10 protein-coding genes are annotated in these 11,600 nt (G+C 61.1%); 5 read left to right on the forward strand and 5 right to left on the reverse strand.

Annotation, left to right across the window (positions count from 1 at the left end):
- The 3 genes from VL003_RS05800 to VL003_RS05810 all read right to left on the reverse strand — a co-directional run.
- On the reverse strand, positions 1-969 hold a 969-nt coding region (locus VL003_RS05800), incomplete at its 3' end, for a UPF0280 family protein (RefSeq protein ID WP_325440487.1).
- A 27-nt stretch (positions 970-996) separates the two neighbouring features.
- On the reverse strand, positions 997-2,586 hold the full coding sequence (locus VL003_RS05805) for a 6-hydroxynicotinate reductase (protein ID WP_325440489.1): 1,590 nt from the start codon (positions 2,584-2,586) through the stop codon (positions 997-999).
- Positions 2,587-2,820: 234 nt separating this feature from the next.
- Positions 2,821-3,531 carry a TetR/AcrR family transcriptional regulator gene (locus VL003_RS05810; protein WP_325440491.1) on the reverse strand — a complete coding sequence of 237 codons (711 nt, stop codon included), beginning with the start codon at positions 3,529-3,531 and terminating at the stop codon, positions 2,821-2,823.
- A gap of 154 nt (positions 3,532-3,685) precedes the next feature.
- Between VL003_RS05810 and fdxA the strand changes: the two genes are divergently transcribed.
- Together fdxA and VL003_RS05820 are read left to right on the forward strand one after the other, a co-directional pair.
- Positions 3,686-4,009, forward strand: a complete 324-nt coding sequence (fdxA, locus tag VL003_RS05815) for a ferredoxin FdxA (protein ID WP_325440493.1) — start codon at positions 3,686-3,688, stop codon at positions 4,007-4,009.
- 125 nt (positions 4,010-4,134) lie between these two features.
- Positions 4,135-5,565 carry an aldehyde dehydrogenase family protein gene (locus VL003_RS05820; protein WP_325440495.1) on the forward strand — a complete coding sequence of 477 codons (1,431 nt, stop codon included), beginning with the start codon at positions 4,135-4,137 and terminating at the stop codon, positions 5,563-5,565.
- Between the two features lie 12 nt (positions 5,566-5,577).
- On the opposite strand, the gene lipA is transcribed toward VL003_RS05820, so the two are convergent.
- Complete coding sequence (gene lipA, locus VL003_RS05825) at positions 5,578-6,579, reverse strand: lipoyl synthase (protein ID WP_325440497.1); 1,002 nt, start codon at positions 6,577-6,579, stop codon at positions 5,578-5,580.
- 226 nt (positions 6,580-6,805) lie between these two features.
- Between lipA and VL003_RS05830 the strand changes: the two genes are divergently transcribed.
- Positions 6,806-8,317 (forward strand): mannitol dehydrogenase family protein, encoded by a 1,512-nt coding sequence (locus VL003_RS05830; RefSeq protein WP_325440499.1) that lies wholly within the window; start codon positions 6,806-6,808, stop codon positions 8,315-8,317.
- A gap of 5 nt (positions 8,318-8,322) precedes the next feature.
- On the opposite strand, the gene galE is transcribed toward VL003_RS05830, so the two are convergent.
- Positions 8,323-9,333: a UDP-glucose 4-epimerase GalE gene (gene galE / locus VL003_RS05835; RefSeq protein WP_325440501.1), complete on the reverse strand. Its 1,011-nt coding sequence runs from the start codon at positions 9,331-9,333 to the stop codon at positions 8,323-8,325.
- Positions 9,334-9,467: 134 nt separating this feature from the next.
- Between galE and waaC the strand changes: the two genes are divergently transcribed.
- Positions 9,468-10,478 carry a lipopolysaccharide heptosyltransferase I gene (gene waaC / locus VL003_RS05840; protein WP_325440503.1) on the forward strand — a complete coding sequence of 337 codons (1,011 nt, stop codon included), beginning with the start codon at positions 9,468-9,470 and terminating at the stop codon, positions 10,476-10,478.
- Positions 10,475-11,600 (forward strand): 3-deoxy-D-manno-octulosonic acid transferase (locus VL003_RS05845; RefSeq protein ID WP_325440505.1); only part of this gene is annotated, 1,126 nt, incomplete at its 3' end. The genes waaC and VL003_RS05845, both read left to right, overlap by 4 nt.

Genomic DNA, 11,600 nt, shown 5'->3' on the forward strand with positions numbered 1-11,600 from the left:
CTTTAATGAAGTTTGCTTGGCGCAAAGGCCGATGGGCGTTTGTGCTTTGTTATAAGACGCGGCGACCAGGCGGCTGAACTGGGCGTGCCCGGCTGCTGCGGGCATGCCCACGGCACGCACCGAGCCTTGCAGCATCAACACGGCGCCGTTTATGACGCCCTGATCGCACAAGCGTTCAGCATAGGCGGCCGCCTGATCAAGTGCCGCATCAATGGCCGCCTTAGGCAACGCACCGACCTCTACGGTAACCAGGCGCGCACCCAGGTCGGTATCGTCTTTCAGGGTGTTGGCGGGCGCTCGCCGCACAGCGGAGTGCTGGACATTGACCTGGTTGGCCACCAAGGTGGCGGCCACATCGGCTTTCGCCGCGTCGGCCGCCAACACCGTGACGCTGTCGGCAATGCCCAGGCTGAAGCTGCGGCCGCGCCATCCGCTGGTGGCAATGCCACGCACAGGCATCGTCGCGTCGATGGTGAAGCTGCCGTCAAGGTCAATGGCATCGCCCTGATAACGAGCGAGATCGGAAAACAAGCCCACCTTGTAGTGGGATCTGGGGCCCAGATGCAGCGCGATGTCGCCGCCGTTGTTGATGTAGGCGCGCTCGATACCCGGGCTCGAGAAAAAGCCAATCAGCTCGTCGGCGACCGAGCCCGCTACGGCGGCCATTGGGGTCACAAATACCTGAGAGGCATAAGGGCGGCAAGCAAGCAGCATACGCGTGGCAACCCGCCCCTGCGACAGGGCGTCGGGCCCCGCAGGTTTACGCAACACGGGCAACTCGGCAACCAGCTCGGAAAGCACGCCTGTAAAGCGCTGCCACGCTTGCAATAAGGCGGCCTCCACCGCTTGTGGCGCACCGTCGACGCCAATGACCAGCTCGATGGGCCCATGCTGGAAATGCCATCGGTCGCCCTCTAGACGGGCGCCTATCGCGCCCGACGGATGGGGCGCCGCAAGTGCTGCCGTCATGGACAAAGGCATGCTCACACCAACGCCCTAACCCAGCACCGGCCTACCGGCAATAGGCCAGGGGCTTTCTGCGTCGAACCAGTCGATGACGCGGTGGTCGGCTCGGGCCAGGACATCGGCGACGGACTGAACATCGGCCATATGGCCGCCTAGTCGCTCGTAATCAGTTAACCGCATGCTGAACTCGATGGGAGCGACGATGGCCGGTGTGGGCACGTAGCCGAAGGAATTGTCGGGCATGCGCATGACGTCGACCATGACGGTGATGCCGCCGCCCGCCCAAATATAGGCGGGCGCGCCCCCGCAAGTGACGTTGACCAAGGACTGCTTGATGGAATTGGTCAGCCAGATGGGGTTCTCGGTAACACCGGCGCGCAACGAGCCGCCCGCACCCGCCAGGAACAGCACACTGGCCAGCGAGGGCTCGCAGTTTTCGCCAATGCGCTCGACCGTTTTTTGCAGGGCCTCAGGCATGGCCTTGGGCTGAGGCTGCAATGCATCGTCAAGCTCGTAATACTCGGCGTGCTCGCCGGTGGTCGAGGTAATCAGCAGCCGCAATCCGGGCCAGGCAACCTCGGGGTCGAAGCCTTCAATAATGGACAAGGGATCGGTAATGTCGGTGCCGCCCCAGCCATTGCCGGGGTTGGCCACCTGAAAGTACCGGCCGGGCGTCGATTTGCGACCCTTCATTTTGATGCCCGAAGGTCGGATATCGAGACAGCGCCCCGCCTGATGCTCGCTAAGGACACCGGTGATGTGGTCGTCTACCACCACGACCTCGTCGGTGTGGCCAAACCATTGCTTGGCAAAAATGCCTATGGCGGCCGAGCCGCAACCCACTCGCATGCGTTTTTCTTCAACGCCGTCGACAATGGGAGCCTTGCCCGCCTGAACCACCAGCTGAGCGCCGCCGTCGATGGTCAGTTCTACAGCCTGCTTGTTGCCCAGCGCCATCATCACGTCGCAGGTAATGCGGCCCTCTTTTTTGCTGCCGCCCGTAAGGTGATGCACGCCCCCCAGGGAAAGCATCTGGGAACCGTATTCGGCGGTGGTGACATGACCGACGATCTCGCCCTTATGACGAATATTGGACTGCTCGGGCCCCAGGTAGCGGTCGGTGTCGATCTTTACCTTGAAGCTGCAATAGCTGAATATGCCTTCGGTAACCACCGTGACCATGTCGACGCCGTTGGCCTTGGAGCCCACAATAAAGGGCGCAGGTTTGTAATCGGGATAGGTGGTTCCGGAACCGACACCGCTGACGAACAGATCGGTTTCGGGAACCAGCTCGGAGCCGGTTGCCGCCGCCCCTTGGTGCGCCGCCGCTTCACCCTCGTGGCCCAAGGCCGTATCAGCGGGCGGCCCGACAGGACGGCGCATGAGAATGACGGGATCGACCCTGGTCAGCACGCCCTCGACATTGCCCCAGCGATCGCAGGCGCCTGTACGCCCCTCGGTAATCTGGCACAGCACCGGACAGGCGTTGCACTCGACCTTGTTGGCCGCCATATTGGCGCTGCGGGGCTTGGATTTTTCGAGCACGGTCGGGCCCGGCGTGGAAGGCATGGATTCGTCCAGGTTATCAGAGCTGTGATCCACTTTGGTATGTTCGGTCATTGCCGACGACTCCTTGCTTGCGATACTGAACCGAGCCGAATCAGGCCGACGACCCGTATGAATTGAATTTAGCGTTTACTATAATTTGTAGTAGCCACTACATTTATTGGGTGATCTTATCGTAAAAATATGCACGCGACAAGACGGTTTCAACCCTTATGGCCGAAGTCGTTCCGCGATCCGAGTTCTGTGAAAAGGCCTGCACCAACAGCGGTGCAGAAACGTATTGAACGACTAAGGCAGCTTTGCCAGCACACTGCGAACGACCGTATCGGTAATAACAGACTTCCAGTGCTCGAGCTCGCCCTTGCCGCGCAGGTCGCTATTAAGAAAAACGCTAAGCGTGTAATGGTTGGACAGGTAGAAGTAGCCGAGCGCGGCAATTTCGATATAAAGATCGCGCGCGTTTCTATCCGCCCGGAACAGCCCTTTTTCAACACCCGATCGCAAGACCTCATCAAGAATGGCGACAGCCGGCGACGATAGCTGGCTGGCCCGCGTCGACATTTTGATATGCCGGCCCTTGAGCAGGTTTTCGCTGTTCAACAAGGTGATGAACTCGGGGTGGTCAAGGTAATACTGCCAGACGAAATGAACAATGGTGGTCAGCGCCTCGACAGGCTGGTTCAGATCGATGTCGATCTTTGCCTCGGCCTCGTTCATTTTCTCGTAGGCCGTTTCAAGCACTTCGACAAACAGCTGCGCCTTGCTGCCGAAGTAGTAATAGATCATTCGGTCATGGGTGCGCGACAAGCGCGAGATGCTTTCGATCTTGCCGTCGGTGAATCCGTTTCGCGCGAACACGCGCGTGGCGGCCTTAAGAATGGATTCGCGCGTTTTATGCGCCCTGACCTGGGTGGCGGCGTGGGCGGCCGCCTTGCCTCGCGTACCCGAGGCCGCAGTTTTACTTGCGGCAACCGCCTTCTTGCGAACAGTAGTCGACATGGGCCTTGGAAAGTTCTGGTTCAGACCCGACTAAATTCTACCCAAGTAAAAAATGTAGTCAATACCGAAAAATTTGGTGTTTACTACATTTATTTTGTACACTACCATACGTCGGAATTCATCTGCCGCAAATTTCTCCAGATAGGTTCTTTTCATGACTCACGTCGTTACCGAAGCCTGTATTCGTTGCCGTTACACCGACTGCGTCGACGTCTGTCCCGTCGACTGCTTTCATGCGGGCCCCAATTTTCTCGTCATTGATCCTGAAGAATGCATCGATTGCGCGGTCTGTGTGGCCGAGTGCCCCGTCGAAGCCATCTACGCTGAAGAAGACCTTCCCGCCGACCAAGTGCATTTCATCGAAATCAACGCCGATCTGTCGCAGCAATGGGAAGTCATTTCCCGCAGCGTCGGCCCCTTGCCCGATGCCGACGAATGGAAGGACAAGACCGACAAGCTCGACCTGCTCGAGCGCTGAGGCGCCGGCCTGAAGCTTCCCGGCGCGGCCACCCCACGCCTGGCGGCTCGGTTTTTCCGGCATAGACCGCTTCAGCTTTGAAGCGATATGCTGCAGCTCTTTCGCTCACCTTAAACGGAGCCATCATGCATAAGAACTGGATCGCCAACCAGTGGACCGGCAGTGACAACATTCAGCAGAACATCAACCCTTCTGATCTCTCCGACATGGTGGGCGAATACGTGCGTGCTGACGCCGCGCAGGTCGATGCGGCAATCGAAGCCGCTTACTGCGCCTGGCCGGCCTGGTCGCTCAGCACGCCCCAGCAGCGCTTCGATGCACTGGACGCCATCGGCACCGAGTTGCTGGCCCGCAAGAACGAACTGGGAACGCTGTTGTCGCGCGAAGAGGGCAAGACCCTGCCCGAAGGGATTGCCGAAGTCGCCCGAGCCGGTCAGATCTTCAAGTTCTTCGCCGGCGAGGCGTTGCGCATCGAAGGCGACGCCGTGGCCTCGGTACGGCCGGGCATTCAGGTAGAGGTATCGCGCGAACCCGTCGGGGTCATCGGCATCATTACGCCCTGGAACTTTCCCATTGCCATTCCGGCCTGGAAAATCGCGCCGGCACTGGCTTACGGAAACTGCGTGGTGTTCAAGCCGGCCGACCTGGTGCCAGGTTCGGCATGGGCCCTGGCCGAAATCATCAGCCGCAGCGGGCTGCCTCAGGGGGTTTTCAATCTGGTCATGGGCCGCGGTTCTGTCGTGGGCGCAACCTTTATCGAAGACCCGCGCGTAGAAGCCATTACCTTTACCGGCTCGGTGCCTACCGGGCGCCAGGTACTCGAGCAGGCCGCGGCGCGCCAGAAGAAAGTTCAGCTGGAGATGGGCGGCAAGAATCCGCTGGTCGTGCTGGACGACGCCGACCTGAACACTGCCCTCGACTGTACGATACAAGGGGCTTTTTACTCGACCGGCCAGCGCTGTACCGCCAGCAGTCGCATCATCGTTCAGCGCGGCATCTACGCGCAGTTTGTAAGCGAACTGGCTCATCGTACCCAAGCGCTCAAGGTCGGCCATGCGCTGCACGCCGACACGCAAATCGGCCCCGTCAGCGAAGCGCCGCAGCTGGAACAGAACTTTGACTATATCGAGATCGGGCAACAAGAAGGCGCTCGGCTCGTGTGCGGCGGCGATCGGCTAAAACGCGACACCGAAGGCTATTACTTCAGCCCGGCTGTGTTCGCCGACGTAGACAGCTCAATGCGTATCGCCCAGGAAGAAATTTTCGGCCCGGTTGCGTCCGTCATTCCGGCCGACGATTACGAGCACGCCCTGGCGCTGGCCAACGACACGCCATTTGGCCTTAGCTCGGGCATTTGCACACAATCGTTGAAGCACGCCACGCACTTCAAGCGGGCGGTGCAAGCAGGCATGGTCATGGTCAACGTACCCACGGCAGGGGTCGACTACCACGTGCCGTTTGGGGGTCGCAAGGGCTCAAGCTACGGTCCGCGCGAGCAAGGCCGTTACGCACGCGAGTTCTTCACGATTGTAAAAACGGCCTATACCGCCGCTTGAAGCGCCCAGCCTTTATAAGTTCGCAACACCCGCCGCAGAAGCTTGCTCGTCGGCATGGTACGACGAGCGCACCATGGCACCCACCGCCGCATGGGTAAAGCCCATTTCGTACGCTTCGCGCTCGAACATGGCGAAGGTGTCGGGGTGCACATAGCGCAACACCGGCAGGTGATGCTCGGAAGGCTGCAGATACTGGCCTATGGTCAGCATATCGACGTTGTGCGCCCGCAGATTGCGCATGACCTCAAGAATCTCTTCGTCGGTTTCGCCCAGCCCCAGCATCAGACCCGACTTGGTCGGCACATTGGGGTGCAGCGCCTTGAACTCGGACAAAAGCTTGAGCGAATGCTGGTAATCGGAACCGGGGCGAGCCTGCTTGTACAGGCGGGGCACGGTTTCTAGGTTGTGGTTCATGACGTCGGGCGGCCCGCCGTTCAGTATGGCCAGGGCCCTGTCAAGACGCCCACGAAAATCGGGAACCAGAACCTCGATGCGGGTGGCGGGCGAAAGCTCGCGCACCTTTTGAATGCATTCCACAAAATGAGCCGCCCCGCCGTCGCGAAGGTCGTCGCGATCGACCGAGGTGATCACGACATACGAGAGCTTCAGCGCAGCGATCGTGCGCGCAAGGTTAAGCGGCTCGTCGACATCAAGCGGGTCGGGGCGACCGTGGCCGACGTCGCAGAAGGGGCAACGCCGGGTACATTTGTCGCCCATGATCATGAAGGTGGCCGTACCCTTGCCGAAGCATTCGCCAATATTGGGGCAGGAAGCTTCTTCGCAGACGGTGTACAGATTGTGCTCGCGCAAAATGCGCTTGATGTCGTAAAAGCGTGAGCCGGGCGAGGCCGCTTTTACGCGAATCCACTCGGGTTTTTTAAGCCGCTCGGCGGGAATGATCTTGATGGGAATGCGCGAGGTCTTGGCTTGCGACTTCTGTTTCTGGCTGGGGTCGTAGCCAGTTGCGGGGCCGTTCGCTTCGTGGGCGGCGGCCTGATCGACGGGTGTAGTCATACCTGATTCCGAGGGGCAAAGCGGGCAGCTTCGCATTCAACAAGCAGCCGCGCCAGGGCGGCCACGAAAAGCCCATTTTAACGCCTATCGATCCATAGGGGGAAAAGGGGCCTGTTTACCCTGCTTTGGCCCGTTGCCTTGCACCGGCGCCCGTCCCATAATAGAAGTTCGCCTGGGGGCGGCTTGCTACCACCCGGAATCCCATCCTTTGTATGGAGCCGACGCCATGGAACGACTCTCTAACGCAACCTTGCAGCACGTACCCGAGCACATCGTTCGCCCACGCTACGACCGCAGCGCCATGCCCACGCGCATCGTTCACCTGGGGGCAGGGGCTTTCCATCGCAGCCACCAGGCCGTTTATACCGACGACGTCATGCAGGCCGGCAACGAGCTTTGGGGCATTCTTAGCGTCAGCTTACGCAACCCTGAAATTACTCACGCCCTGGGCCCGCAAGACAACCTCTACACCTTGCTGGTACAAAACAACGACAGCCTCAATGCGCGGATCATCGGCAGCATTGCACGCACTGCCTACCTGCTCGACGAGCGCGACATCATCCTAAGCGCGCTGACCTCGCCCGATACGCATGTCGTCACGCTTACCATTACCCAGCGCGGCTATTGCCACAGCATCCAGCACGACGGCCTCGACGTCAGCCTTCCCGAAATTCGCTCCGACCTCAACGCGCCCCATAACGCCGGCACCGCCATTGGCCTGCTGGCCTGGGCCATATTCCAGCGCAAGCGGCTGGGCCTGCAGCCCCTTACTTTGCTAAGTTGCGACAACATGCCCGCCAACGGCAAGGTACTGCAACGCGTGCTGTCCGACTACATCGAGCGTGTTCAGCGCGACCTCGGCGACCAAGAACTGCTGCAGCATTTTCTCGACCGCTACGCCTGCCCCTGCTCACTGGTCGATCGCGACACACCCTCTGTACGGGCCGCCGACCTGCGCCAGGTCGAATCCCTGTTGGGTCTGCACGATGCCGCACCGGTCGTCACCGAACCCTTCTCGCAATGGGTGATTCAAGACTGGTTTTCTGCGGGCCGGCCACCCTGGGAACAAGCCGGCGCCATCTTCACGCCCCACGTGCTTCCTTACGAGCAGATGCACGAACGTCTGCTGGGGGGCGCACAATGCGCCTTGGCCTATCTGGGCAGCCTGGCCTCATACAAGACAACACACGAGGCCATGCAACAACCCGAAATAGCCCGCTTTATCGACGACCTGATCACCGACGCAGCGGCCACGCTGCCCCGCGCGGCCAAACCGGGATGGCAAAGCTACAAAGACCGTCTGTTGCCGCGCTTTGCCAACAGCGCGGTCGAGCGCCCCATCGTGCAACTTGCCATGGACGGCACCCAGGTGCTGCCGGGCAGCATCATCGAGCCCATGGGAATCCGCCTTCATCACGGTCTGTCCATCGATCGCCACGCCCTGGTGGTGGCCGCGTGGATACGCACGCTTACCGGCCTGAACGAACGCGCCGAAGAATTGTTTCTTAACGATCCACTGCGCGACACCCTGCTTGCCGCCGTCGAGAAAGCAGGCGGGCGGCGGGCCGGGCCCCACGAACTGGTCGAAGCCGTGCTTGCCGTCGAAGCGGTGTTTGGTACCGCACTGCCCCAGGACATGGAATTCGTGCGTTGCATTACCGCCGCGCTGCAAAACCTGCTCGAAAACCGCAGCCTGGGCGCCGTTACAAACCTCAACGCGGCCGACAGCGTGCAATAAGCCGCTTAGTTCAGGCGGCTCGTTTCCCAACGCCAGGCATCGCTGCACATTTCGGCGATGCCTTTTTCGGCGCGCCAGCCCAGCGCCTGTTCAGCCAGGCTGGTGTCGGCCCAGCAGGCCGCAATGTCGCCGGGCCGCCGATCAACCATCTCGTAGGCCACGGTACGGCCACTGGCTTTTTCAAAGGCCTGAACCATCTGCAGCACCGAGTAACCCGTGCCTGTACCCAGGTTCACGGTCAGCATGCCTTGGTCTTGCTGCTCGCAATAATGCAAGGCAGCCACATGCCCCTGGGCCAGGTCCATGACATGAATGTAGTCGCGCACACCTGTACCGTCTGGGGTGTCGTAGTCGTTGCCAAACACCTGAAGACGTTCACGCTGTCCCGCAGCCACTTGCGACACGTAGGGCATCAGGTTATTGGGCGTGCCCTGCGGCGCCTCGCCGATCAGGCCGCTGGAATGAGCACCGACCGGGTTGAAGTAACGCAGCCGGGCCATACGCCAGCCGGGCTCCGAGCCCTGGACGCTTTCAAGTATGTCTTCCACCACCAGCTTGCTGTGGCCGTAAGGGTTGGTGGCCGAGCGCGGATGCGTTTCAGTCAGCGGCAATTGCTGCGGGTCGCCGTACACCGTAGCCGAAGACGAAAACACGAAGGTACGCACCTTCGCCTCACGCATGGCCTGCAACAGGCACACGCTGCCGTGCACGTTGTTGTCGTAATAAGCCAGCGGAATTCGGGTGGATTCCCCTACCGCCTTGAGTCCGGCAAAATGCAGCACGGCCGAGACCTTGTGCGACGCAAACAATTGCTTCAGCGCTTGCGCATCGCGTATGTCGCCTTCGATAAAATCCGGGCGTCGCCCTGTTATCCGAGCAATGCGCTCAATGACATCGGCACTGCTGTTGCACAGATTGTCCAGCACCAGCACCCGGTAGCCCGCCTGCTGCAGTGCCACCACCGTATGACTGCCGATAAAGCCGGCGCCGCCGGTCACCAGTATGGTTGAATCCATAAATACAAAGTGGCCTGTCCGGCATAGCCAGGTTCGGCCCACACGTCGTTGTTGATGGTTTCAAAGTGTACTCCCCAAAAAAGGAATTTCGTCCTTGGCCGGTGCCGACCTACGGTTCTCTTTATAATCCCGCCATGACAACGAAAATTCTCATCGTTCGCTCATCTTCGCTGGGCGACCTCGTGCACATGTTGCCCGCCATCTCCGATATTGCGCGGCACGTACCGAACGCGCAGATAGACTGGGTGGTTGAAGAGAATTTCGCCGAAATCCCCGCCTGGCACCCCGCCGTCCACGAAGTCATCACCGTGGCCCATCGGCGTTGGCGAAAAGGCTGGTGGTCACGCCGGTCGCGCAGCGAACGTGCCGCCTTGCGCGAAACCTTGCGTTCGCGCCAGTACGATGTCGTGCTCGACATGCAGGCCCTCATGAAATCGGTTTGGGTGGTGCGTCAAACGCGTGGCACGCGCCACGGCCTGGACCGAAAGTCGGCACGCGAACCACTGGCCTCGTTTTTTTACGACGTAAAGCACACGGTCAAGTTCTGGCAGCCTGCCGTCACCCGACAGCGCGAGCTGGCCGCCGCCGCGTTCGGCTACCAATACGAAGGCCCCCCGGACTTCGGCCTGCAAGCGTTCACCCACGACCAGGCCATTGAGCCTTATGCGGTGATCATGCCCTCGGCAAGCCGTGCCGACAAACTTTGGCCGGCGCAAGACTGGCACGCCGTATTCGATCACCTGCAAGAACACGGCCTTGAGCTGAAACTGCTGGCCGGCAACGAAGCAGAGGCCGCACGCGGCAATGCGCTGATCGCCGGCCGCCAAGGTGCCACGGTTTTACCCCGCATGAGCCTTACCGACATCGCCAAGGTCCTGGCGCGCGCCCGCATCATGGTCGGGCTCGACAGCGGGCTTACCCACCTGTCGGCCGGCCTGGGCCGCCCCACCATCGGCATCTACAAGGCCTCGACGCCGGTGCGTACGCCGTTGCAGGGGCGCGCCTACACGGCCAGCCTGGGGGAACGGGGCAACGCCCCTTCGGCGCAGACCGTATTAAGCGCGGTAGAACAGGCGCTGGATTACAGCCGACCGGCACCGCCGACCGCCGAGCCCGACTCCGCCGACCAGGGCCTGTCGACGTGAACCGTTTTGCCTACACTGCCTTGATCGGCCTGCTGTCTCCGGCCTTACTTTTCTGGATGGGCCTGCGGGCCCGCCGGGCCGGCGGCAAATGGGAAGTTCTCTCCGGCCCGCGTTTCGGCCGCTACGCCAGCGCCCCACCTTCACAGCGGCCCTACTGGATCCATGCGGTAAGCCTGGGCGAAACCCGAGCCGCACAGCCGCTGGCCCAAGCGCTGCTCGACCAGGGTCACGTGGTGCTGCTCACCCACATGACGGCAACCGGCCGGGCCGAAGCCGGAAAAATGTTTGCCGGGGCCATTGCCGAAGGCCGGCTGATTCAAGAATGGCTGCCTTACGACTTTCCGGGTAGCGTGCAGCGCTTTCTGGCTCACTACAAACCCAGCGTCGGCATCATGATCGAACGCGAGATCTGGCCCAATATTATTGCCACGGCCAAACGCATGAAGATTCCGATGGTGCTGGCCAGCGCCAGATTCTCTGACCACGCCCTGCGCCAAAGCCTGCGGGCGGGGCGCGTGATGCGCGAGGCCTACGAAAGCCTGGAAGCCGTCTACGCCCAGACCTTGCAAGACGCTCAGCGCCTTGAGCAGGCCGGCGCCGTGGCCGTGCGCGTATCGGGCAACTTCAAGTTCGACGTCTCGCCCGCACCCGAAGAGGTCGCGCGTGGACGCGCCTTTGCCGCGGCCCTGCCGCGTAAGATGCTGACCATCGCCAGTACGCGCGAAGGTGAAGACGAGCTGTTCATCAACGCCATCGCTCAGCAACTGAAACGTGCCGCGGCCCAGGGCAAACACTTGGCCGACGAAGTACTGTTCTGCCTTATTCCGCGCCATCCGCAGCGCTTTGACGAAGCCGCCGCCCTGCTGGTCAAGGCGGGCATTCCCTACGCCCGGCGCAGCCAATTTGCCAAGGGCGACGGCACGGCGTCGCGCAATATCACATTATGCAGCGGTGCCGTGGTGCTGCTGGGCGACAGCATCGGCGAGATGACACGCTATTACGCCACCAGCCAGATCGCCATTGTGGCGGGCAGCTTCGTGCCGTTGGGCGGCCAGAACCTGATCGAGGCCTGTGCGGTGGGCTTGCCGGTTATCGTGGGCCCACATACGCGTAATTTCGAGC

Origin of the sequence: Pusillimonas sp. (assembly GCF_035515275.1) — a bacterium.
Taxonomy (GTDB): domain Bacteria; phylum Pseudomonadota; class Gammaproteobacteria; order Burkholderiales; family Burkholderiaceae_B; genus Pusillimonas.

What these genes read in the sequence shown, in the direction of transcription:
- VL003_RS05805 (WP_325440489.1), bottom strand. Translation starts at nt 2,586, where the DNA reads ATGACCGAACATACCAAAGTGGATCACAGCTCTGATAACCTGGACGAA.
- VL003_RS05810 (WP_325440491.1), bottom strand. Translation starts at nt 3,531, where the DNA reads ATGTCGACTACTGTTCGCAAGAAGGCGGTTGCCGCAAGTAAAACTGCG.
- fdxA (WP_325440493.1), top strand. Translation starts at nt 3,686, where the DNA reads ATGACTCACGTCGTTACCGAAGCCTGTATTCGTTGCCGTTACACCGAC.
- VL003_RS05820 (WP_325440495.1), top strand. Translation starts at nt 4,135, where the DNA reads ATGCATAAGAACTGGATCGCCAACCAGTGGACCGGCAGTGACAACATT.
- lipA (WP_325440497.1), bottom strand. Translation starts at nt 6,579, where the DNA reads ATGACTACACCCGTCGATCAGGCCGCCGCCCACGAAGCGAACGGCCCC.
- VL003_RS05830 (WP_325440499.1), top strand. Translation starts at nt 6,806, where the DNA reads ATGGAACGACTCTCTAACGCAACCTTGCAGCACGTACCCGAGCACATC.
- galE (WP_325440501.1), bottom strand. Translation starts at nt 9,333, where the DNA reads ATGGATTCAACCATACTGGTGACCGGCGGCGCCGGCTTTATCGGCAGT.
- waaC (WP_325440503.1), top strand. Translation starts at nt 9,468, where the DNA reads ATGACAACGAAAATTCTCATCGTTCGCTCATCTTCGCTGGGCGACCTC.